The sequence below is a fragment of the Kosakonia sp. PSU_27 genome (assembly GCF_039409795.1).
GTDB lineage: Bacteria > Pseudomonadota > Gammaproteobacteria > Enterobacterales > Enterobacteriaceae > Kosakonia.
The window spans coordinates 314,538-336,748 of sequence record NZ_JBCIVK010000006.1; the positions used below are offsets into that span (position 1 = coordinate 314,538).

At 54.1% G+C, this 22,211-nt stretch carries 19 protein-coding genes, 1 tRNA gene and 1 pseudogene; 14 read left to right on the top strand and 7 right to left on the bottom strand.

Features of this window, described 5'->3' with window-relative positions; translation table 11 throughout:
* Window positions 1–64: 64 nt before the first annotated feature.
* Window positions 65–682 (top strand): trimeric intracellular cation channel family protein, encoded by a 618-nt coding sequence (locus tag AAIG26_RS17180; protein WP_343181068.1) that lies wholly within the window; start codon window positions 65–67, stop codon window positions 680–682.
* On the opposite strand, the gene ligB is transcribed toward AAIG26_RS17180, so the two are convergent.
* Window positions 676–2,355, bottom strand: a complete 1,680-nt coding sequence (gene ligB, locus AAIG26_RS17185; protein ID WP_343181069.1) for an NAD-dependent DNA ligase LigB — start codon at window positions 2,353–2,355, stop codon at window positions 676–678. The two genes, AAIG26_RS17180 and ligB, sit on opposite strands and share 7 nt — an antisense overlap.
* 257 nt (window positions 2,356–2,612) lie before the next feature.
* Here ligB and gmk point away from each other — a divergent pair, with 257 nt between their 5' ends.
* The 8 genes from gmk (at window position 2,613) to AAIG26_RS17225 (ending at window position 12,510) form a co-directional block, all read left to right on the top strand.
* Window positions 2,613–3,236: a guanylate kinase gene (gene gmk, locus AAIG26_RS17190; protein WP_020455761.1), complete on the top strand. Its 624-nt coding sequence runs from the start codon at window positions 2,613–2,615 to the stop codon at window positions 3,234–3,236.
* A gap of 54 nt (window positions 3,237–3,290) precedes the next feature.
* The gene (gene rpoZ, locus AAIG26_RS17195; RefSeq protein ID WP_007369481.1) at window positions 3,291–3,566 is read left to right on the top strand and encodes a DNA-directed RNA polymerase subunit omega; all 276 of its coding nucleotides are present in this window, start codon (window positions 3,291–3,293) and stop codon (window positions 3,564–3,566) included.
* 18 nt (window positions 3,567–3,584) lie between these two features.
* Entirely contained in the window at window positions 3,585–5,702 is a 2,118-nt protein-coding gene (spoT, locus tag AAIG26_RS17200) for a bifunctional GTP diphosphokinase/guanosine-3',5'-bis pyrophosphate 3'-pyrophosphohydrolase (protein ID WP_020455762.1), read from the top strand.
* A 4-nt stretch (window positions 5,703–5,706) separates the two neighbouring features.
* Window positions 5,707–6,396, top strand: a complete 690-nt coding sequence (trmH, locus tag AAIG26_RS17205) for a tRNA (guanosine(18)-2'-O)-methyltransferase TrmH (protein WP_020455763.1) — start codon at window positions 5,707–5,709, stop codon at window positions 6,394–6,396.
* 3 nt (window positions 6,397–6,399) lie between these two features.
* Window positions 6,400–8,481 (top strand): ATP-dependent DNA helicase RecG, encoded by a 2,082-nt coding sequence (recG, locus tag AAIG26_RS17210; RefSeq protein WP_160268375.1) that lies wholly within the window; start codon window positions 6,400–6,402, stop codon window positions 8,479–8,481.
* 124 nt (window positions 8,482–8,605) lie between these two features.
* Complete coding sequence (locus AAIG26_RS17215; protein WP_020455765.1) at window positions 8,606–9,991, top strand: uracil-xanthine permease family protein; 1,386 nt, start codon at window positions 8,606–8,608, stop codon at window positions 9,989–9,991.
* A 121-nt stretch (window positions 9,992–10,112) separates the two neighbouring features.
* Complete coding sequence (locus AAIG26_RS17220) at window positions 10,113–11,849, top strand: AsmA family protein (RefSeq protein ID WP_343181071.1); 1,737 nt, start codon at window positions 10,113–10,115, stop codon at window positions 11,847–11,849.
* Between the two features lie 566 nt (window positions 11,850–12,415).
* Window positions 12,416–12,510 (top strand) — tRNA-Sec (locus AAIG26_RS17225).
* Window positions 12,511–12,525: 15 nt separating this feature from the next.
* On the opposite strand, the gene AAIG26_RS17230 is transcribed toward AAIG26_RS17225, so the two are convergent.
* Together AAIG26_RS17230 and AAIG26_RS17235 are read right to left on the bottom strand one after the other, a co-directional pair.
* Window positions 12,526–13,101, bottom strand: a complete 576-nt coding sequence (locus AAIG26_RS17230) for a hypothetical protein (RefSeq protein WP_343181072.1) — start codon at window positions 13,099–13,101, stop codon at window positions 12,526–12,528.
* A gap of 295 nt (window positions 13,102–13,396) precedes the next feature.
* A complete protein-coding gene (locus AAIG26_RS17235; RefSeq protein ID WP_020455768.1) occupies window positions 13,397–13,588 on the bottom strand; it encodes a toxin-antitoxin system HicB family antitoxin in 192 nt (63 codons plus the stop codon).
* Window positions 13,589–13,721: 133 nt separating this feature from the next.
* Between AAIG26_RS17235 and AAIG26_RS17240 the strand changes: the two are divergent.
* Both AAIG26_RS17240 and AAIG26_RS17245 read left to right on the top strand, forming a co-directional pair.
* Window positions 13,722–14,035: pseudogene (locus AAIG26_RS17240) on the top strand (SymE family type I addiction module toxin).
* A 240-nt stretch (window positions 14,036–14,275) separates the two neighbouring features.
* A complete protein-coding gene (locus AAIG26_RS17245) occupies window positions 14,276–14,557 on the top strand; it encodes a hypothetical protein (protein WP_343181073.1) in 282 nt (93 codons plus the stop codon).
* Between the two features lie 48 nt (window positions 14,558–14,605).
* On the opposite strand, the gene AAIG26_RS17250 is transcribed toward AAIG26_RS17245, so the two are convergent.
* A complete protein-coding gene (locus AAIG26_RS17250; RefSeq protein WP_343181074.1) occupies window positions 14,606–15,709 on the bottom strand; it encodes an alkene reductase in 1,104 nt (367 codons plus the stop codon).
* Window positions 15,710–15,817: 108 nt separating this feature from the next.
* Window positions 15,818–16,498: a LuxR C-terminal-related transcriptional regulator gene (locus AAIG26_RS17255; RefSeq protein ID WP_343181075.1), complete on the bottom strand. Its 681-nt coding sequence runs from the start codon at window positions 16,496–16,498 to the stop codon at window positions 15,818–15,820.
* Between the two features lie 883 nt (window positions 16,499–17,381).
* Here AAIG26_RS17255 and AAIG26_RS17260 point away from each other — a divergent pair.
* Window positions 17,382–18,440, top strand: coding sequence for an AbrB family transcriptional regulator (locus tag AAIG26_RS17260; protein WP_343181076.1), 1,059 nt, complete (start codon window positions 17,382–17,384; stop codon window positions 18,438–18,440).
* A 74-nt stretch (window positions 18,441–18,514) separates the two neighbouring features.
* On the opposite strand, the gene AAIG26_RS17265 is transcribed toward AAIG26_RS17260, so the two are convergent.
* Complete coding sequence (locus tag AAIG26_RS17265; protein ID WP_343181077.1) at window positions 18,515–19,396, bottom strand: dihydrodipicolinate synthase family protein; 882 nt, start codon at window positions 19,394–19,396, stop codon at window positions 18,515–18,517.
* 10 nt (window positions 19,397–19,406) lie between these two features.
* Window positions 19,407–20,099: a B3/4 domain-containing protein gene (locus tag AAIG26_RS17270; RefSeq protein ID WP_343181078.1), complete on the bottom strand. Its 693-nt coding sequence runs from the start codon at window positions 20,097–20,099 to the stop codon at window positions 19,407–19,409.
* A gap of 45 nt (window positions 20,100–20,144) precedes the next feature.
* Between AAIG26_RS17270 and AAIG26_RS17275 the strand changes: the two genes are divergently transcribed.
* Both AAIG26_RS17275 and AAIG26_RS17280 read left to right on the top strand, forming a co-directional pair.
* Window positions 20,145–20,747, top strand: a complete 603-nt coding sequence (locus AAIG26_RS17275; RefSeq protein ID WP_343181079.1) for an XRE family transcriptional regulator — start codon at window positions 20,145–20,147, stop codon at window positions 20,745–20,747.
* A gap of 110 nt (window positions 20,748–20,857) precedes the next feature.
* Window positions 20,858–22,021 carry a multidrug effflux MFS transporter gene (locus tag AAIG26_RS17280; protein WP_343181080.1) on the top strand — a complete coding sequence of 388 codons (1,164 nt, stop codon included), beginning with the start codon at window positions 20,858–20,860 and terminating at the stop codon, window positions 22,019–22,021.
* Window positions 22,022–22,211 lie beyond the last annotated feature (190 nt).

Consider the following 22,211-nt stretch of genomic DNA (forward strand, 5'->3'; position numbering starts at 1 on the left):
AAATCTCAATCGTCTGCCTGTATATAAATCGCTACCCTGCCGCTTCTGATTTACGGGAGCGGGCATGCTGTTACATATTCTCTATCTGATTGGCATCACGGCCGAGGCAATGACCGGCGCACTGGCGGCAGGCCGTCGCAGAATGGATACCTTTGGCGTGATAATTATCGCCACAGCAACGGCGCTGGGCGGCGGCTCGGTACGCGATATCCTGCTTGGGCACTACCCGCTCGGCTGGGTAAAGCACCCGGAATATGTCGTTATTGTTGCCGTCGCGGCAGTATTAACGACGATCTTCGCGCCGGTGATGCCGCATCTGCGCCGTCTGTTTCTGGTGCTTGATGCGCTTGGGTTGGTGGTATTTTCCATTATCGGTGCGCAGATTGCTCTCGACATGGGTGAAAGCCCGGTTATCGCCGTGATTGCCGCGGTGATTACCGGCGTGTTCGGCGGTGTGTTGCGGGATATGTTTTGTAAACGTATCCCGCTGGTGTTCCAGAAAGAGCTGTACGCTGGGATCGCCTTCGCCTCTGCCGTGCTCTATATCGTTCTTAGTCATATGATTCCCAGCCACGATACGGTGGTAATTGCAACGTTGTTGTTTGGCTTCATTACGCGGTTACTGGCTATCCGCTGGAAGCTTGGCTTGCCCGTGTTCCACTACAAGCACAGCGCTCACTGAAACGCTTTTATTCCTTGTTCGCCTAACCAAGCCGAAAGTTGTTCAATCTCGGGAGCATGCATAAAGGCAACGATCTGCCGGGCTTTTTCAGCACCTATTGCCGGAAAACGTTGCCACTCTTTTTCATTACGCGTGCGCATTTGCTGCCACGTTGTGTCGCCAGTGACTTTCAGAGCAGGCTGAGGTAACGGTGTTCCAAGTGCAATAAGCCATCGAATAAACGGTTTTTCTCGTACCAGCGAAAAGCGATGCCAGAGCTGTAAACCGCGTTCCGGCGAAATGCCGGGCGTCGACTGTAATTGCTCTTTTGTCAGCGCCAGCCATGAAAAGAGATGTTCAAAGTGATACGCCTGATTCAACCCCCGCCAGCTACTTTCGCCAACCCCTTCAATCCCCAGCGCTTTTGCCGAACTCAACCACACCAGGCGAGCAATGAATTGCTCCTGACATTCTGCAGAAGCATAAAAGCAGGTCAACGCGGTAAAACGTGGCGCTGGTGGGACAGGTTTATCGCGAACAAGTGAACGCCACGCCACACTGTCGATGCGCGGGATCCCTTGTCCTGCAAGGCTGACAGCGATTTGATCGCCAGGCGCAACATCCAGTTCTTGCCAGCGCCGGACAGAACCCAAATTGACTCGCTGGACGCGTTTGTCATCAAGTTGCACCGGTTCCAGCAGAGCCACCACGGAGATTTTACCGGTGCGTCCAATGGCAAACTGAATATCTTTTACGGTTGCAATTTCCTCGGGCGGTTCATATTTCCATGCCACCACCCAATTACCCTGCCCCGGTAGCCACGTATTTCCCGCGGGTTCGGTTCCCGAGCGCACCACCACGCCATCGGTGACAAAAGGCAATTCAGAGGTAAACCAACGGCTGCGCAGGTTTTCGACGTCTTCTACCGTGCTCACTGGCACGCTGTATTGCATTTCGTCACTAAACCCGGCTTTGCTGAGTTCCACCAGCTTTTGCGCCAGCGTTGCGGGGCCGTCTGGCCATGCCCAGACGAAAAACGCCAAATCATTGAGAATGGCGGACTCATCGCGTCGCATCATCGCACCGGCTACTTTTGCACGGGCGTTAAGCCCACCGGCCTGTTTCTGAATATGGTTTTCCGTGCGTAAAAACAGTTCACCCTGCAATACGCTGTTCGCCAGCGCACCACTCACCTTTTCAGGGATCGATGGGATAGCGCGTATTTTTGCCGTCCAGTCCTCACCAGCCAGACCATCGCCGCGACTGATTGCCTGCGTCAGTTCACCATTGCGATAGACTAATGTCACCGCGACGCCATCCACTTTTGGTTGCGCCCAAAGATCGGTTTTTCCTGACATCCAGCGCTGCAGCGCTTGCTTACCCGCCAATTTTTGTACCCCTGTGTGTGCGACAGGATGTTTCACACTGCCGCCGGGTAAGACAGGTGCTGAATTGGCTGGTTCAAGCGCAAAACAGCGTTGCCACGCCGCCAGCCGTGCGCTGAGCTGGTCGTAAACCGTGTCACTTACCTCGCTTGCTCCCTGCTTCCAGTAGTGCTCATTCCACCGGGCAAGCTGTTGTTGAAGACGGTTAACCTCGTCTTGCGCTCTTGATGGCGACCAGACAGGGCAAACCGCCTGGCTGGACAGGCTCCATAGCAACAGACACACCGCGAATCCGGTTCTTTTCCACATTGTCCCTTCTCCTTGTGATAGCGCCGCTGTTATAGCGTGGCCTACGCAGTGCTGACGACAAGGAAAGAGAGAGATTGCGAGGAGGGTTCCGGCAATTCACGGTTACTGTGAAAATTTGCAAATAAAACAGGAAAGCAGGCCGCAAAATGTCAAACTCAGCGGGAAAAAGTGTGACAAAGGCTACGTCACATAGCGGCGATGTGTATAATAGGCACGTATGTAAGTTTCCTTTCGCAATTCACATACAAAAGACTCTCATGGCTCAAGGCACGCTCTATATTGTTTCCGCCCCTAGCGGCGCGGGTAAATCAAGCCTCATTCAGGCTTTGCTAAAAACCCAACCGTTATACGATACGCAGGTTTCTGTTTCGCACACCACGCGCGCTCCGCGTCCGGGTGAAGTGCACGGTGAACACTATTTCTTTGTTAATCATGATGAATTTAAATCCATGATTGGCGAGGATGCGTTTCTTGAGCATGCCGAAGTCTTCGGTAACTATTACGGCACCTCGCGCGCAGCCATTGAGCAAGTGCTGGCAACCGGCGTAGATGTGTTTCTTGATATCGACTGGCAGGGTGCGCAGCAAATTCGCGCCCGAATGCCGCAGGCGCGCAGCATCTTTATTCTGCCGCCGTCGAAGCTGGAGCTCGATCGCCGCTTGCGCGGGCGCGGCCAGGATAGCGAAGAGGTCATTGCGAAACGTATGGCGCAGGCAGTTGCGGAAATGAGCCATTACGCGGAATATGATTACCTGATTGTGAATGATGATTTCGATACCGCGTTGGGCGATCTGAAAACCATTATTCGCGCCGAACGTCTGCGCATGAGCCGCCAAAAGCAGCGACATGACGCTTTAATCAGCAAACTATTGGCAGACTGAGCCTGGTTTCAGTATCATGCCCAGTCATTTCTTCACCTGTGGAGCATTTTAAGTATGGCACGCGTAACTGTTCAGGACGCTGTAGAGAAAGTTGGTAACCGTTTTGACCTGGTGCTGGTCGCCGCGCGTCGCGCTCGTCAGATGCAGGTTGGCGGTAAAGATCCGTTAGTCCCGGAAGAAAACGATAAAACCACCGTTATCGCGCTGCGCGAAATCGAAGAAGGTCTGATCAACAACCAGATCCTCGACGTCCGTGAGCGCCAGGAACAGCAAGAGCAGGAAGCCGCAGAACTGCAGGCCGTAACCGCCATTGCTGAAGGTCGTCGTTAATTAACCTGCAGGTCACCCTTGTATCTGTTTGAAAGCCTGAATCAGCTGATTCAACACTATCTGCCTGAAGATCAAATCAAACGTCTCAGGCAGGCGTATCTCGTTGCACGTGACGCTCACGAGGGCCAGACACGTTCAAGCGGTGAACCTTATATCACGCACCCGGTAGCGGTTGCCTGCATTCTGGCCGAGATGAAACTCGACCACGAAACGCTGATGGCTGCGCTATTGCACGACGTGATTGAAGATACCCCAGCCACCTACCAGGATATGGAACAGCTGTTTGGCAAAAGCGTTGCCGAGCTGGTGGAAGGGGTGTCGAAGCTTGATAAGCTCAAGTTTCAGGATAAGAAAGAAGCGCAGGCCGAAAACTTTCGCAAAATGATTATGGCGATGGTGCAGGATATCCGCGTCATTCTTATCAAGCTCGCCGACCGCACCCACAATATGCGCACGCTGGGCTCTCTTCGCCCGGACAAACGTCGTCGCATCGCCCGTGAAACCCTCGAAATCTATAGCCCGCTGGCGCACCGTTTAGGTATTCATCACATCAAAACCGAGCTTGAAGAGCTGGGCTTTGAAGCGCTATACCCGAACCGCTATCGCGTGATCAAAGAAGTGGTCAAAGCCGCGCGCGGCAACCGCAAAGAGATGATTCAAAAAATCCTCTCGGAAATCGAAGGGCGTTTACAGGAAGCGGGCATTCCCTGCCGCGTTAGCGGTCGCGAAAAGCACCTGTACTCTATTTACTGCAAAATGGTGCTGAAAGAGCAGCGTTTCCACTCGATTATGGACATCTACGCCTTTCGCGTAATTGTTCACGATCTGGATACCTGTTATCGCGTTCTGGGCCAGATGCACAGCTTATACAAGCCACGTCCTGGTCGCGTGAAAGACTATATCGCCATCCCCAAGGCGAACGGCTATCAATCTCTGCACACCTCAATGATTGGCCCGCACGGCGTACCGGTCGAGGTGCAAATCCGTACCGAAGATATGGATCAGATGGCAGAGATGGGGGTTGCCGCGCACTGGGCATATAAAGAGCATGGCGAAAGCAGTACCACCGCACAAATCCGCGCTCAGCGCTGGATGCAAAGCCTGCTGGAGCTGCAGCAGAGCGCCGGTAGTTCGTTTGAATTTATCGAGAGCGTTAAATCTGATCTCTTCCCCGATGAGATTTATGTTTTCACTCCGGAAGGCCGCATTGTCGAGCTGCCCGCTGGCGCCACACCGGTGGATTTCGCCTACGCGGTACACACGGATATCGGCCATGCCTGCGTTGGCGCGCGCGTCGACCGCCAGCCGTATCCGCTGTCGCAGTCGCTTTCCAGCGGCCAGACGGTAGAAATTATCACCGCACCGGGCGCGCGCCCGAATGCCGCATGGCTGAACTTTGTCGTCAGCTCGAAAGCACGCGCCAAAATCCGCCAGATGCTGAAAAACCTCAAGCGTGACGACTCGGTGAGCCTCGGCCGCCGTCTGCTGAATCACGCGCTGGGCGGAAGCCGTAAACTGGCCGAAATCCCGCAGGAACATGTGCAGCGCGAACTGGATCGCATGAAGCTCGCGTCGCTCGACGATTTGCTGGCAGAAATTGGTCTTGGCAACGCCATGAGCGTTGTGGTTGCCAAAAACCTGCAGCAAGGGGAAGCCGTACAGAGCACGCCAACACCGACTGGCGCAAACGGCGGTCATCTGCCGATTAAAGGCGCAGACGGCGTGCTGATCACCTTTGCCAAATGCTGTCGCCCCATTCCTGGCGACCCGATTGTCGCGCACGTCAGCCCCGGCAAAGGGCTGGTTATTCACCATGAGTCCTGCCGCAACATTCGTGGCTACCAGAAAGAGCCAGAGAAATTCATGGCTGTCGAGTGGGATAAAGAGACCGCGCAGGAATTTATCACCGAGATCAAGGTGGATATGTTCAACCATCAGGGCGCGCTGGCGAATCTGACGGCAGCGATTAATACGGCCTCTTCGAACATTCAAAGCCTGAATACCGAAGAAAAAGATGGCCGCGTCTACAGCGCGTTTATCCGTCTGACGGCGCGCGATCGCGTCCATCTGGCGAATATCATGCGCAAAATCCGCGTGATGCCGGATGTGATTAAAGTCACCCGCAACCGAAACTAACTTTATGAATTCTCAGCGTTATGCGCGTATCCGCGAGATGCTCGCCAGGCGTCAGCCGGACCTGACGGTCTGCATGGAGCAGGTTCACAAACCTCATAACGTCTCCGCCATTATCCGTACTGCGGACGCCGTCGGCGTGCATGAAGTTCATGCCGTCTGGCCAGGCAACCGCATGCGCACCATGGCCTCCTCTGCTGCGGGCAGCAACAGTTGGGTTGAAGTGAAAACCCACCGTACCATTGGCGATGCTGTCGGCGTGCTGAAAGCGCGCGGCATGCAGATCCTCGCGACCCACTTATCTGATAACGCCGTTGATTTCCGCGAGATCGATTACACCCGCCCGACCTGCATTCTGATGGGTCAGGAGAAAACCGGGATCACTCAGGAAGCGCTGGATCTGGCGGATCGGGACATTATCATCCCGATGATCGGCATGGTGCAGTCGCTGAATGTTTCCGTGGCGTCTGCCTTGATCCTTTACGAAGCACAGCGCCAGCGGCAAAACGCCGGTATGTATGAGCGTGAAAACAGCATGTTGCCGGATGAAGTTCAGCAACGCCTGCTGTTTGAGGGGGGCTACCCGGTGCTGGCGAGAGTCGCGAAACGCAAGGGCCTGCCTTACCCCCACGTAAATACGGAAGGCCAAATCGAAGCCGACCCGACGTGGTGGGCAACCATGCAGGCGGCGGGATAACCGATGAAAGGTAAGCTGCTCGATGCGGTGCCATTAAGTTCGCTGACCGGTGTCGGCGCGGCGCAGAGCAGCAAGCTGGCGAAAATCGGCCTGCATACCGTTCAGGATCTTCTGCTTCACCTCCCGCTGCGCTACGAAGATCGCACCCAGCTTTATCCGATTGCAGACCTGCTGCCGGGCGTTTACGCCACGGTGGAGGGCGAGGTGCTGAACTGTAATATCACCTTCGGCGGTCGCCGGATGATGACCTGCCAGATTAGCGATGGTACGGGCATTCTCACCATGCGCTTTTTCAACTTCAACGCGGCGATGAAAAACAGCCTCGCCACTGGCCGCCGTGTGCTGGCCTATGGGGAAGCGAAACGCGGGAAGTATGGCGCGGAAATGATCCATCCCGAATACCGTGTACAGGGCGATCTCAGCACCCCGGAATTACAGGAAACCCTGACGCCGGTTTACCCCACCACCGAAGGCATCAAACAAGCGACACTGCGAAAGCTCACCGACCAGGCGCTGGAACTACTGGCGACGTGCGCCATCAGCGAACTGCTGCCGCCGGAGCTGGCGCAAGGCATGATGAGCCTGCCAGAGGCGCTGCATACGCTGCATCGCCCGCCGCCGTCACTGCAATTAAGCGATCTGGAAAGCGGGCAGCACCCGGCGCAGCGCCGTTTGATCCTTGAAGAATTACTGGCGCACAACCTCAGTATGCTGGCGTTGCGTGCCGGCGCGCAGCGTTATCATGCGCAACCACTCAGCGCCAAAGATGAACTGAAAAACCGCCTGCTGGCGTCGCTACCGTTTAAACCAACCGGCGCACAAGCGCGCGTGGTCGCGGAGATCGAGCGCGATATGGCGCTGGATATGCCGATGATGCGCCTGGTGCAGGGTGATGTGGGCTCCGGTAAAACGCTGGTTGCCGCGCTGGCAGCGCTGCGGGCGATAGCCAATGGCAAACAAGTGGCGATGATGGCACCCACCGAACTGCTGGCAGAGCAGCACGCTAACAATTTCCGCAACTGGTTTGCGCCGCTCGGCGTGGAAGTGGGCTGGCTGGCGGGCAAGCAAAAAGGCAAAGCGCGCCAGGCACAGCAAGAGGCAATTGCCAGCGGTCAGGTGCAAATGGTGGTGGGCACCCATGCCATTTTCCAGGAACAGGTGCAGTTTAACGGTCTTGCGCTGGTAATTATCGACGAACAACACCGCTTTGGCGTTCATCAGCGGCTGGCGCTGTGGGAAAAAGGCCAGCAGCAGGGTTTTCACCCGCACCAGTTGATCATGACGGCAACACCGATCCCACGCACGCTGGCGATGACCGCCTACGCCGATCTCGACACCTCGGTGATCGACGAACTGCCGCCGGGCCGTACGCCGGTCACTACCGTCGCTATCCCCGATACGCGCCGCAACGAGATTATCGATCGCGTACGCAGCGCCTGTACCGGCGAAGGCCGCCAGGCCTACTGGGTTTGTACATTGATCGAAGAGTCCGACCTGCTGGAAGCACAGGCGGCGGAGGCGACCTGGGAAGAGCTGAAACTGGCGTTGCCGGAGCTGAATGTTGGCTTGGTACATGGCCGCATGAAACCGGCAGAAAAACAGGCGGTAATGCAGGCATTCAAACAGGGCGAGCTGCATTTGCTGGTCGCTACTACGGTGATTGAAGTGGGCGTGGATGTGCCAAATTCCAGCCTGATGATTATCGAAAACCCGGAGCGGCTCGGACTTGCGCAGCTCCACCAGCTACGTGGCCGCGTTGGGCGCGGTGCAGTGGCCTCCCATTGCGTACTGCTCTACAAATCCCCATTATCAAAAACCGCGCAAAAACGCCTGCAAGTGCTCCGCGACAGTAATGATGGCTTTGTGATTGCGCAAAAAGATCTGGAAATTCGCGGCCCCGGCGAACTGCTTGGTACCCGCCAGACCGGCAACGCGGAATTTAAAGTTGCCGACCTGCTGCGCGATCAGGCGATGATCCCGGAAGTACAGCGCGTAGCCCGCCATATTCATGAGCGTTATCCGCAGCTTGCCGAAGCGCTGATCGACCGCTGGATGCCGGAAACAGAACGCTACTCCAACGCCTGAGTTTTAGAACCTTATCCCGCAAAACGAACACCCCTTAGAAAAGTATGTTTTTAGCATAGCAACCGTTTGCTTTTACCAAACAGTCCGATAAAATCAGCGCTTTTCCATCAGGGGATTGCTTGAGATGTCCGTAAACACCATCGAGTCAGAAAGTGCGCAACCGGTTGCGCAGACTCAACCCAGCGAACTGATCTACCGCCTTGAAGATCGCCCGCCGCTGCCGCAGACCCTGTTTGCCGCGCTCCAGCACCTGCTGGCGATGTTTGTTGGCGTTATCACGCCCGCGCTGCTTATCTGCCAGGCGTTGGGTTTACCGGCTCAGGACACTCAGCACATTATCAGCATGTCGCTGTTCGCCTCTGGCGTCGCCTCTATTATCCAGATCAAAGCCTGGGGACCTGTTGGCTCCGGATTGCTCTCGATTCAGGGCACCAGCTTTAACTTTGTTGCGCCACTGATCATGGGTGGTACCGCGCTGAAAACCGGCGGTGCGGATGTGCCCACGATGATGGCTGCGCTGTTCGGCACCCTGATGCTGGCCAGCTGCACCGAAATGGTCGTTTCCCGCATCCTGCCGTTTGCGCGTCGCATTATTACCCCGCTGGTTTCCGGCGTGGTGGTCATGATTATCGGCCTGTCGCTGATTCAGGTGGGTCTGACATCCGTAGGCGGCGGTTTTGCCGCGATGAGCAACCACACCTTTGGCGCGCCGAAAAACCTGCTGCTGGCAGGCGTGGTGCTGGGACTGATTATTCTGCTTAACCGTCAGCGCAACCCCTATTTACGTATCGCGTCGCTGGTGATCGCCATGGCCGTTGGCTATGTGCTGGCGATGTTTATGGGCATGCTGCCGGCATATAGCGCACCGGCAACGTCCTTTATGGTGCCGACGCCGCTTTACTACGGTCTGAGCATTGACTGGACCCTACTGCTGCCGCTAATGCTGGTATTTATGATCACCTCGCTTGAAACCATCGGTGATATCACCGCCACTTCTGACGTTTCCGAGCAGCCCGTCGCTGGCCCGCTGTATATGAAACGCCTGAAAGGCGGCGTACTGGCAAATGGTCTCAACTCGTTTGTTTCCGCTGTTTTCAACACTTTCCCGAACTCCTGCTTCGGCCAGAACAATGGCGTTATTCAACTGACCGGTGTTGCCAGCCGCTATATCGGTTTCTTCATTGCGGTGATGCTGATGGTGCTCGGCCTGTTCCCGGCGGTCAGCGCTTTTGTACAGCAACTGCCTGAGCCGGTACTGGGCGGTGCAACGCTGGTGATGTTCGGTACGATTGCCGCATCCGGTGTGCGCATTGTTTCCCGCGAGCCGTTGAACCGCCGCGCGATCCTGATTATCGCGCTGTCGCTGGCCGTTGGCCTCGGTGTTTCTCAGCAGCCGCAAATCCTGCAATTTGCCCCGGACTGGCTGAAAAACCTGCTCTCTTCCGGTATCGCCGCAGGCGGGATCACCGCGATTGTACTGAATCTGATTTTTCCACCAGAGAAAAACTGATAAACCCGGCGGCAACGGGGCGAAAACCGTTGCCGCCGTAACGCCCTTTCATCATTCCGCCCTTGAGCATTGCGCATAAATCGTGCATAACTGCCAGACTGGCAACTGGGGATGGAAGATCATGAAATTTCTTGGAAAGCTGCTCCTTGTCGTTGTTATCGCCCTGCTTGTGGCGGTCATCGCCTGCTATTTCCTGCTGCAAACCCGCTGGGGCGCAACGCAGGTCAGCAAGTGGGTAAACGACAACAGTGACTATCACCTCACTTTCGAAGCAATGGATCACCGCTTCTCCTCCCCTTCCCACGTGTTGCTGAAAGGCGTGAATTTTGGCCGTAAAGGCAAACCGGCTACGCTGGTCGCCAAAACGGTGGATATCGGGCTGAGCAGCCGACAAATTACCGACCCTCTGCATGTCGATACCATTTTGTTGCAGGACGGCACGCTGAACCTCTCCCCGGCGGCCGCACCGCTGCCATTCCAGGCCGACCGCCTGCAATTAAACAATATGGCGTTTAACAGCCCGACCACCGGCTGGGATCTCAGCGCCCAGCGTGTCACCGGCGGTGTTGCGCCGTGGCAGCCCGTCGCGGGAAGTGTACTGGGCAGCAAAGCGCAAATTCAGATGAGCGCCGGTTCGCTGACGTTAAACGGCGTTCCCGCCAGTAATGTGCTCATTCAGGGCAGTATCGATAAAGATGTCGTCACGCTGACCACCATTGGTGCGGATATGGCGCGTGGCTCTCTGACCGGGGATGCGCAGCGCGCCGCCGATGGCAGCTGGGTGGTGAATAATTTGCGGCTGAATGATATCCGCCTGCAAAGCGACAAGTCGTTGCTCGATTTCTTTACTCCCTTGACGACATTGCCGTCGCTGCAAATTGGCCGCGTTGAAGTGACCGATGCCCGTTTGCAAGGGCCTGGCTGGGCGGTCACCGATCTCGATTTGAGTTTGCGCAACCTGACGCTGATGAATGGCGACTGGAAAAGCGAGGACGGCAGGCTGTCGATGAACGCCAGCGAGTTTATTTACGGCTCGCTGCACCTGTTCGACCCGATCCTCAATGCCAACTTCTCACCGCAGGGCATTGCGCTGCAACAGTTCACCTCGCGCTGGGAAAACGGCATGGTGCGCACGTCCGGCAACTGGTATCGCGCAGGTCACGCGCTGGTGCTGGACGACACCGCCTTTGCCGGGCTGGAATATACGCTGCCGGAAAACTGGAAGCAGCTATGGATGGATGATTTGCCCGCGTGGCTGAACACCGTGACGCTGAAAAAATTCAGCGCCAGCCGCAATCTGGTGATTGATATCGACCCGGCTTTCCCGTGGCAGATAACGGCGCTGGACGGTTACGGCGATAACCTGCAACTGGTGCGCGAGCGCAAATGGGGCGTATGGGGCGGAACGGCGAAGCTGAACGCCGCTGCCGCAACATTTAATCGCGTTGACGTGCGCCGCCCGTCGCTGGCGCTGAACGCCAACAGCAATGTCGTCACCATCAGCGAGCTAAGCGCCTTTACCGGGCAAGGGTTGCTGGAAGCCAAAGCGGTGGTTGCGCAAACGCCGGATCGTAGCGTGAACCTCAACCTGAACGGTCGCGGCGTGCCGGTGAATGTATTGCAGGAGTGGGGCTGGCCGGCGCTGCCCATCAGCGGCGACGGTAATCTCCAGCTCACCGCCAGCGGCAGTGTGCGCGCCGATGCGCCGCTTAAACCGTCGGTGAACGCCGAACTTTCTGCCATTAACGTGCAAAAACAGCAAATCAAACAGAGCATGCATGGCGGTGTGGTATCCGGCGGCGTTGTTGCGCCTCCGGCGGAATCCACACCGACCCCCGCTCCTCAGCCCGCTCCTTAAATACCTCATATTTCCCTCTGCCGCACGGGAGAGGGGCTATGCAAAGCACACACTCATCACTTAGCGCGTTGCGGTTTGCTCACCGCAACGTTTCTCTGCTGAGCCCTCCGGGCTTCCTGCCCATCCGCGATTGGCGCGGTATTGTTCAGGTAATGCCGATTGGCTTCGGCCTGCAGGAATGGTATTTGCCTCGCGCTTCTCCCGGAAAACGATATGGTCGTTAGCATCGCTTATCCCGCAGTCCACCTTTTTTTACGATAAAAATCTGACTGTCCACTTTTGTTTCCTTTCCGGCGGAAAAGCAGGCAGAAAGCATTTTCAGATGCCGTTAAGCGACGGAATTTAAGCCAGATTTGGCGAAATTGAGCGAGCCGATGAGCCTTATTCTTTTCTGCGATCGCGATTATCTGAGAAGGGGGGAATTGCTAAGCCTTGGAAAAGATGAGGATTTATCTTAAACAACCGTTTGCGGCGGAAGCACAATGAGAAAATTTATGACGGAGGTATGTGGTAAATGCCTGAAAGTAGCTATAATGCGCCCCGCCTCCATGTAGCAATGCAGGCGCGGAAGATCGTCATCTCCGGTGAGGTGGCTGGACTTCAAATCCAGTTGGGGCCGCCAGCGGTCCCGGGCAGGTTCGACTCCTGTGATCTTCCGCCAAAAGTTAGAGATGAATTATAAATACGGCGTTTGCCTGTTGAGCGAAACGATTTCGCCATCTATGAAAGTAAAAATATTGAGATCTTCAAAAGAATCGAAAATTTCTGATAAGCATCCCCCCACTGGACCGATATTAGTTTCAATATAATCATCACATCGCAATATCTGTTCCCTCCTGACAGTTATATGATTAATATTATCAATATAAATACCTATGACCTTAGGGTTCATAACGACACATTCGTTATACGGATCTGAAAAAGCATATATTTCTTCTAAAACTTCCTGCGAAGGGGGTTTTGTAAATGAATTTATTTCCCCATTATTAATTGAAGTTCCAGCATCTGTTGCACATATTCCATATATATTAGATGAAGCAGGATCAATTATTACACCAACGCTACCGGGTAGACTCATCGTATGGCCAGGCCAGACAATGCAACAAGATAATGGATTTGAACTGGGCGAATCGATCACTGTTTTAAGGTCATCAGGAAATCGAGGATTTCTTGACATGGTGGCGAGATTTGAAAAGTGAACAATTAACGCTTTTTTTGTCTTTAGCGCTTCAATAAATTCTTTACTATCCATGACACATCCTCAATATACATTAATGTAGTGATTATATTGAAAAAACCGAATCACTATATCACACATAATTTCAGTCGACACGTAGCAATAAAAATAGCCATTAAAAACACTATATTTTCTAAATTAGATATCAAAACATCTAACGCAATTAAAGCAATTGATTTTCTACTACCTTGCCGACCAGGAAATAATAATTTCTCTCTTAATATGAAGAGAGACCTGCTCAAAAAGTAGTATGAACTGCCCTCAATGATAGAATGGAAGCAAAAATAATGATATGAGGATATCGAAGGTATTATCCCTTCGGCTCTATCCCCTTAGCCCGTAAAGCCTCCCTCGCCAGTTCCTTTAACCAACTGGCGAGGCTTACCCCTTCTTCTGCCGCCACGGCATCAAGCTGTTCTTTCAAGGCCGGATCGATGCGCATTTTAAACTGCGGTGACTGGCCGCCACCTTTCGGTTTTTTCTCGCGAGATATGGTTGACATGGAGCCACCTATTTAACTATTCTCACCTTATAGGAGGCCACCTAAAAGGAATCCTTCCTATCTAAACAACGCTCCGAAAGTGCAGGAACACAACCGGAGCGTCTAACCATCCCCAACTATCAAGGAGTTGATAATGGCTGATCCGCATTCTACCTCAGACTTCACCATCGCCGGAACCGAGCACAACGTAATTGTGCGATATCGCCCGAATCAGGGTAGGGTGATGCGAGCACGCCGAGCATCACGCTTTCCGGCAAGTGGTTACGCGATGCCGGGTTTAATACCGGGCAACATATTCTGGTGAAAGTGATGCAGGGCTGCATCGTGCTGGTGAAATACAGTGATAAAGAGGAGTGGCTGGCGACGGCGCTGGATAAAACGCGCAAGCAGCTCAGGGAAGTGAAGGACGTCATGAAAAAGGCGTATCTGCAATCACGGCCAGACTAAATCCTGTCGATTTGCAGCATGCCAAATACAGCCTGCCCACGGGCTGTATTTGCCGGGGCGGAAGGAAATAAAAAGACCAACCAGTAAGTTGTCTTACGATGGGAAGAACGCGGTAAAAAGCAGCAGCATCGGTTAAATATTGCCCGCCAAACAACGCGTAAAAAGTCGTTCGTTCCCCTCTCTGCAACACCATTATTAAGGAGTAAGATAAGCGCCTCGACATTCCACAGACAACAACCGATGAAGCGTTTCCTTTTTATTCTCTCCACCGCCTTTATTTTCAACACCAGCTTTGCTGCCGCCCCGTTGCCGAAAGACGTTCAGGATTTTCGCAACCTTGCTGACGAGTGTGAGCATTTCGCCGGCGAGCAGGATTCAGACCTCGACGAGCAGCGTCAGAAAGAGCTGGATGCCAGCCTGCAAGCCACCTGCGGCAAAGCTGTGGTGCAGCTTAAAACGCTGCGGGAAAAATACAAGAATGACGCGGCATTAATGAAAGTTATTAATGCCTATGATTTCTGACGGCGGTTTGCAGCACGTAAAAACGGGGGCATTTGCCCCCGTTCGTTATTACGCTTTCAGCAGCGGATAATCCAGGTAGCCTTCTGCGCCACCGCCAAAGAATTTCTCCCTGATCGGTTCGTTCAGCGGCAGGTTATGTTGCAGGCGGTACGGCAAATCCGGGTTGGCGATAAACGGTCGGCCAAAACCAATTAAGTCTGCCCAGCCTTTCGCCAGCGCCTCTTCGGCGCGTTCCGGCGTGTATTTGCCAGAGTAAATCAGCGTGCCATGGAAAATAATGCGCAGCGCTTCTTTAAACGCAGCCGGCATAACCGGCGCGTCGTCCCAGTCCGCTTCGGCGATGTGAATGTATGCAATGCCAATCGCATTCAGTACGCTCGCCGCCGCGAGATAAGTGGCTTCCGGCGTATCGTCACGAGACCCCATCAGCGTGGTAAGCGGCGCCAGGCGAATACCGACACGCTCTTTACCAATCGCCGCCGAAACGGCTTCCACCACCTCTTTCATAAAGCGCAGGCGGTTTTGCAGCGAACCGCCATATTCGTCGTCGCGCAGGTTAGACTGAGAATCAATAAACTGGTTAATCAGATAGCCGTTCGCGCCATGTAGTTCGATGCCATCAAAACCGGCGGCAATCGCATTACGCGCGGCCTGGGCGTAATCGTTGACGATAGCGGGAATTTCATCCACTGACAGCGCACGCGGCATGGAGTGCTGCACCATATCACCCACGCCATTTTCCGGCCCGCGCCCTTCCACATCGACAAACACTTTTACGCCTTCGGCCTGAATCGCCGACGAAGAAACCGGCGCCGCGTTACCGGGCTGCAAAACAGTGTGGGAAACGCGCCCCACGTGCCATAACTGAGCAAAAATTTTGCCGCCAGCCTGATGCACGGCATCGGTCACTTTTTTCCAGCCAGCGATTTGCGCATCGCTGTAAATACCGGGGGTCCAGGCGTAGCCCTGACCCTGCTGGCTGATTTGTGTGCCTTCGCTGATAATCAGCCCGGCACTGGCGCGCTGCGCGTAGTAATCCGCCATCATATCGGTTGCCACATCACCCGTTCCGGCGCGGGAGCGGGTCATCGGTGGCATAACGATACGGTTAGTCAATGCGAGCGCATTCAGGGCGTATTTATCGAATAGCATGGTGGCTTATCCTTTCTTGATTCGGTCAGTGTGGTTGCGGTTAACAACCCGATGCGAAGCAGGATAAGCGCAAAGAAATTTTCAATATACGGCAATAAAAGCAATTCACTATTGCTCATTAATCAATAAAGAACACATGTCTGTTCTCATCGCTGGCATCCGCCATGAATTATCAGCACAGAGATGCAGAGCAACAGGATCAGGAGTCGGTTTATTCCCGCGCCTAATCATCTTTAATTCGTTGGTATCCATCCGGGGCAAAAAAGTTGCATCCGGCATAATCTTTCCATCCATACAGCAGAAACAATCGTTCCAGTTGTTATAGATATGAATGAGATCCGCCATGCTGTTTAGACCCAATTTACGCAGAATGGCATTTTTGTAATTGCTGACAATTTTCTTATCAAGTCCCAGCGCTTTTGCAATCGTATCGCTGGACTGATAATTCAGAAAACGTACCATAATTTTATATTCTGTCGCACTAATATGGATTTCGCGAAAAGAATAAATATCCTCATGACTCTTGAGGAAATTAAGTATTTTTCTGATCTCGTGACGAAGCAATGATACTGAAGAATTTTTATCAATCGCAATAAAACGCGTACAGATAAAAGAGTTAAATCCTTGTTCATCACCTAAAATATATAACAGAGAGTTCATACTAAAAAATAATATCTTGCCATCTCCCCGATCAAATGCAACTAACGTATGCGTTGCATGAGGATTAATGGCTTTTAATAGCTTATCCATGCCCATGACAAAATAGCTATCCTGAGAGATGATATACATAACCAACCTCCAGACCATGTAACTTGTCAGCGACAGCGATTGTACGCTCACTTATATTCCCGTGGTTCATATATCTAAAGATACGTTATAAAAAGACCCCTTTTATATTCAATAATATTTGCACTAATAATTAACTACAGACATTAATTAAAGCACACGCTACCGCCATGGGTCTTTACCCACAGAGAGCAAACGCCCAAGTCTGAGTTATAGCCAATTAGTCCATAAATAAAGCAATAAAATCCATGAATCAAGCATGATGACAAGAATAAAAGGTTACGTTCAGGAAGAATGAAATCTTTCTAAACAATCACCTAAAAGTATTATTTTTTGCGCTTTAAAAAATTTACGTAAAAACAACCCCCATGAAATATAAAAAAAACCAAGTAAATCAAATGACTACTTGTGAAATATTTCCATGGCAGAGAATAATAAAAAATTAGCTACTCAGGATGGATAACGCAAGGCTGTTTGTAACAGTTTAGGAATTTTCATAAAAATGCGCAATAGCAGTAAAGTCTATACCTTTAAATTAATATTTAAACGTATCGGTATTTTTGTAAAATATAATATATTCTCATAATCGATAAATATCAGCCTGCTAAAAAAGGCACATTTAGCAGTACCTTAAAAAGTGTCTGAATTTCCGTTTTGTCTGGTAATCATTTTAGACGGTATATCGACGCAGCGTGGCTGAAAATCATAAATTCACTGGCAGTAACCATAAATAAAAAATGGTTTTTGTACTGACATGTTTGCAGGGTTGATAAAGAACCCTTACATTCAAAGACCGTACCTTGCTTTTCAACATGTTATTTTCGGGAAGCGCTATGCCGTTGATTGATCTTACCGCCGCTGCTGTGGCGTGCAGGGAGTGCCGCTGATGGCGACTCACGCGCCCTGGTTTCGCAACTGGTTACAGCTTATCGTCCTTTCATTGCTCTTCGTTGCTCTGATGGAACTGATCCATCTGCCCGCCGCGCTTCTGCTGGGCCCGATGTTTTCCGGCATTCTTCTCGCCATCTTTAACCGGCCCGTTACCGTCAGTAAAAAATGCTTCGCCGCCGCGCAAGCGGTGGTCGGTGCGATGATTGCGCATGCGATCCCGCCATCCGTGTTTGGCCGCATCGCCGCCGACTGGCCACTGTTTATTAGCTGTATTTTCTCCGTTATTTTCGCCAGCGCCATTCTTGGCTGGATCATGGCGAAATTGCAGGTTTTCCCGGGTTCAACAGCGATTTGGGGATCGTCGCCAGGCGCGGCGGCGGCTATGACGATTATGGCCGAGAGCTTTGGCGCGGATGTCCGCCTGGTGGCGTTTATGCAGTATCTGCGGGTGATGATCGTGGCGCTGGTCGCGGTGCTGGTGACGCGCATGTGGATGGGGACACAGGGCGCGGATCACGCAATCGCCACCTTTACCCTGTTTGCCCCGGTGCGCTGGCTGCCGTTTGCCGCAACATTACTGGTGATTGCGGTTGGTTATCTGATTGCCCGCTGCGTCAAAATTCCCTCCGGGCCAATGTTGATAACGTTAGCGCTGGGGATAATGGTTGAAGATAGCGGTTTGCTGACGCTTGAGTTACCGCCGTGGTTGCTGGCGCTCTCTTACGCGCTGATTGGCTGGAGTATCGGTTTGCGTTTTACGCGGGAAATTGTCTGCTATGCCGCCCGCGCGCTGCCACGTGTGCTGCTGTCGGTGCTGACGCTTGTCGCGGTGTGCTGCGGTTTTGCCTGGTTACTGGTGCAGTTCGCGGGGATCGATCCGCTCACCGCCTACCTCGCCACCAGCCCCGGCGGGGCGGATACGGTGGCGATTATCGCCTCGTCAAGCCAGGTGGATATCTCGTTTGTGATGGCGATGCAGACCGGGCGGTTTATCCTGGTGCTGATAACCGGCCCGGCGATTTCCCGCTTTGTGGCGAAACGGCTGGGGGCGTAATCTCCAGGTTAACCAATGGGATATACAAAATACCCCCTGCAACGAACCAAAAAGAAACGTTCAAAGAGTAATCATCAGGCTAACCGTAGTTGCTCGATCACTTCCGCCACCTCGCGGCGCGCATCGCCGGTGAGCGTCCGCAATGGTGCAGGCAAACACGATGCACCCGCTAAGCCCAGCAGTTCTGCCGCGGTAGCCATCACCCGCAAGCTGCCGCCATAGCGTTTAAAGAGATCCCACAAGGGTTGCAGCGCATCAGAGTTCGCACGCGCCTGCGTTAAATCACCGGCCTGCGCCGCGCGGGAAATGGCCAGCGCCGCTTGCGGGAACAGGCCGCCCAGCACCGAATACCAGACGCCGCATCCGGCGCTAAGACCGTCAACCGCGACGGCATCACCGCTGATACCCAATGTAATGCTCTGCGGAATTTGCGGGCGCAGGCGCGCAGCCCGCTCGGGTGCGGAAATCGGGGGGATTTTGATTGAGCCAATGTTGGGCAACTGCGCAATACGAAGCAGCAGCTCGTCGCTAAAGGTGAAATGGGTGGTGCCGGGATTATCGTACACGCAGAGCGGCACGGAGAGTTCGCGCGTGACGGCGGCAAACAGGCTGAACACTTCCTCTTCGGTTAACGCGTGGTAGGAGACCGGTGCCAGCAGCACGGCGCTAACGCCCGCTTTCTGCGCGTCTTCCGCCAGCCACAGCACATCGCGCGTGCGCAACGCGCCAATCCCGGCAATCACCGGAATCGCGCCGGAGTGTTCCGTCGCCAGGCGCAGCGCATTGGCCCGCTCCGTACGGCTGAAATAGGGGTAGCACCCCGTCGAACCCAGTGCGCCAATCGAATCGACTCCGGCGACACGCAGCCGTTCAATCAACTCCACATAAGCCGCTTCATCCAGCCGTTCGTCGCGCAGCGGCGACAGCGGAAATGCGCTCAATCCTGTGAAATCCATTCTTCCCCCTTCAGAGATCAAACCCGAGCCTGGTTTTTTCAACACGACAGCCCGGCATCATACGTTGCAATCCGGCGATCAGTTCGTCGCCTGCCTCACATAATGCGTCCAGCGGCATTTCCGGCAGGCTTTCGAGGATAAACCACATCTGGCTGTCGGCAGCGCTCAGGCGGGTGCGCACGCCCTGCCGCCAGTTCCAGCGGCGGCACGTTACGCCCGTGTCATCGCGCCAGATAACTTCCCCCGGCTCCGGTGACTCGTGCGCCAGCTCACCCTCTTTCATCACGTCGAACAGCTCCGTACCGTCCGCAAGCGTCAGACGCGGCGCGCCGTGATAAGCCGCAATGTTCTCGCCACCGACCGGAATAGCGTAACGCAGGCTGATGGCATTATAGAGATCCACCACCGGGTCAATTGCAGGTACCACGCCGTCGCGCTGCACGCGTTTTCGCAGCGCCAGCGCCGAACAGGGCGTGCGTTTTGGCTTCGCGCCAAAGCGCTTAAAGACCTCATCCCATGCCGTCAGATGCGCCTCCGCCCAAGCCGGGCCGCCCGCCGCGACAAATTCACACGCACTTGCCAGTGCCGCTTCGCCCACTTGCGGGTTCAGTAGCTGCGCGGCATCAACATAAACGCTAAGCGCGCGAAAACCAGGGGCGATGACGGCAAGACGAGCATCGATTGACGGCTGAACGGAAAGCATCGGATAATCCTTTTTAGTGACCATTTTATTACACAGTATCGACCAATGACCAAAAAAGTCAATAAACCGACCGATTCCGGCGCCGATGTTCATCGCGTCAGTGAAGCGGTGGCAACGCGTATTAAAGCGTTTCGTAAGCAACAAAAACTTTCGCTGGATGAGCTTTCGCGCCGCGCGGGCGTCAGCAAAGGCATGCTGGTTGAGATCGAAAAATGTCTCGCCAACCCGAGCATCGCCCTGCTGTGTAAAATCGCCGCCGCGATGGGCGTTTCCGTGGCGGATATTGTCGATGTCGCCAGTAAACCAACCGCGCACCTGATAGCAAAAGATGAGATCCCCACATTGTGGCAGGGTGAAAATGGCGGCACTGCGCGGTTGCTGGCAGGCACCAGCGGGCCGGATATGCTGGAGATGTGGCGCTGGGAGATGTTCCCCGGCGAACGGTTCGCCTCGCCAGGCCACCCTTCCGGTACCGTTGAGCTTCTGCATGTTGAGCGCGGCACGCTGCACATTCAGGTTGGGCAAACGGCGCTTATTATTGGCGAAGGTTGTTCCGCCGTGGCGCAAACCGACACCGCGCACCACTATGCTAATGAAAGCATCCAACCCGTTATTTTCACCATGACGGTCAGCGAGCGCCATTCATGAATCTGGCTCATAACGTCATTATGATTTAATGGCGTTATCATTTGTGCCGCACTGATTAAGATACCGTTCCGCCTTTGTCGGCGTTCCCTTCATGACTTAATCAGGATCTTATGAACAACAAGCTCCACGGGCCGCTATTTCTCGCGATCCTCAGCGCGCTGATGGCCTTTACCTCCCTGTCGACGGACATTTACCTGCCCGCGATGCCCCAGATGGCGAAAGCGCTCCGGGGTGATATCGAACTGACCATCACCGGTTTTTTGGTCGGCTTCGCACTGGCGCAGCTGGTTTGGGGGCCAATTAGCGACGCGGTTGGTCGCCGCACGCCGCTGTTTATTGGCATGTTGTTGTTTGTCATCGGTTCTGCCGGCTGCGCGCTCGCCACAGAAATCCATCAGATGGTGTTCTGGCGCGTGTTTCAGGCTTTCGGTGCCTGTACCGGCCCAATGCTGGCGCGGGCGATGATCCGCGATCTGTTTGCCCGCACCCGCGCGGCACAAATGCTCTCAACGTTAACCATCATCATGGCGATTGCGCCAATCGTTGGGCCGCTGGCAGGCGGGCAGATCATTCAAATCACCAGCTGGCATGCCATTTTTTGGTTACTGGCGGGGATTGGCGCGCTGATGTTTCTTTCGCTCTATTTCCTGCCGGAAACCTTACCCGCTGAAAAGCGCACCAAAGCCTCGCTGCCTGGCGCGTTTCGTAACTACTTCGCGCTGCTGCGTAACCGCGCGTTTATGCGTTACACGCTGTGTGTGACTTTTTTCTACGTCTCTGCCTATGCCTTTATTACCGGTTCGCCATTCGTTTACATCCGCTATTACGGTATTGATCCGCAATATTACGGCTGGCTGTTTGCCATCAATATTGTCGGCTTAATGGGGGTGAGCTTTCTGAACCGGCGGCTGGTACAGCGCCATCCGCTGGATAAGTTACTGAAAATTGCCGTTAGCATTGCCGCGCTGGCAATGGTGACTCTGGCGCTGGCGGTGAAGTTGCAGTTCGGCGGTATTGCTGCGGTGATCATTCCGGTGTTCCTGTTCTTCTCGATGAACGGCATCATCGCCGCCACCTCAACCGCCGCCGCGCTCGACGCTGTTCCCTCTATCGCCGGTTCCGCCTCGGCGTTGATTGGCTCGCTGCAATATGGCAGCGGTATTATCTCGTCGCTGCTGCTGACGTGGTTTCGCGACGGAACGCCGTGGACGATGGCGTGGATCATGGCGCTGTTTACCCTTGCCAGTGCCGTCATGGCGCTGCGCCGCCATTGATGAGCGTTACTCATAGGCTCATGCCGATTTAGCCCAATAGTGCCGGTAGTCGGTGAGGATTATCATCGCCCGGTCACTTTTCCTGGCGGAGTGGACAGGGCGCAGACAAGCGGGGTAATGACCGGCGTCAGTCGCGGTTCCGGTGGCACGGGCGCTGTCTGCCTGCAACGGTTTCTCACCTGCCAGCTAC

Bases quoted from the DNA above. Each gene is read 5' to 3' on its own strand.
- AAIG26_RS17180 (WP_343181068.1), top strand. From the start codon at position 65: ATGCTGTTACATATTCTCTATCTGATTGGCATCACGGCCGAGGCAATG.
- ligB (WP_343181069.1), bottom strand. From the start codon at position 2,355: ATGTGGAAAAGAACCGGATTCGCGGTGTGTCTGTTGCTATGGAGCCTG.
- gmk (WP_020455761.1), top strand. From the start codon at position 2,613: ATGGCTCAAGGCACGCTCTATATTGTTTCCGCCCCTAGCGGCGCGGGT.
- rpoZ (WP_007369481.1), top strand. From the start codon at position 3,291: ATGGCACGCGTAACTGTTCAGGACGCTGTAGAGAAAGTTGGTAACCGT.
- trmH (WP_020455763.1), top strand. From the start codon at position 5,707: ATGAATTCTCAGCGTTATGCGCGTATCCGCGAGATGCTCGCCAGGCGT.
- recG (WP_160268375.1), top strand. From the start codon at position 6,400: ATGAAAGGTAAGCTGCTCGATGCGGTGCCATTAAGTTCGCTGACCGGT.
- AAIG26_RS17215 (WP_020455765.1), top strand. From the start codon at position 8,606: ATGTCCGTAAACACCATCGAGTCAGAAAGTGCGCAACCGGTTGCGCAG.
- AAIG26_RS17220 (WP_343181071.1), top strand. From the start codon at position 10,113: ATGAAATTTCTTGGAAAGCTGCTCCTTGTCGTTGTTATCGCCCTGCTT.
- AAIG26_RS17230 (WP_343181072.1), bottom strand. From the start codon at position 13,101: ATGGATAGTAAAGAATTTATTGAAGCGCTAAAGACAAAAAAAGCGTTA.
- AAIG26_RS17235 (WP_020455768.1), bottom strand. From the start codon at position 13,588: ATGTCAACCATATCTCGCGAGAAAAAACCGAAAGGTGGCGGCCAGTCA.
- AAIG26_RS17245 (WP_343181073.1), top strand. From the start codon at position 14,276: ATGAAGCGTTTCCTTTTTATTCTCTCCACCGCCTTTATTTTCAACACC.
- AAIG26_RS17250 (WP_343181074.1), bottom strand. From the start codon at position 15,709: ATGCTATTCGATAAATACGCCCTGAATGCGCTCGCATTGACTAACCGT.
- AAIG26_RS17255 (WP_343181075.1), bottom strand. From the start codon at position 16,498: ATGTATATCATCTCTCAGGATAGCTATTTTGTCATGGGCATGGATAAG.
- AAIG26_RS17260 (WP_343181076.1), top strand. From the start codon at position 17,382: ATGGCGACTCACGCGCCCTGGTTTCGCAACTGGTTACAGCTTATCGTC.
- AAIG26_RS17265 (WP_343181077.1), bottom strand. From the start codon at position 19,396: ATGGATTTCACAGGATTGAGCGCATTTCCGCTGTCGCCGCTGCGCGAC.
- AAIG26_RS17270 (WP_343181078.1), bottom strand. From the start codon at position 20,099: ATGCTTTCCGTTCAGCCGTCAATCGATGCTCGTCTTGCCGTCATCGCC.
- AAIG26_RS17275 (WP_343181079.1), top strand. From the start codon at position 20,145: ATGACCAAAAAAGTCAATAAACCGACCGATTCCGGCGCCGATGTTCAT.
- AAIG26_RS17280 (WP_343181080.1), top strand. From the start codon at position 20,858: ATGAACAACAAGCTCCACGGGCCGCTATTTCTCGCGATCCTCAGCGCG.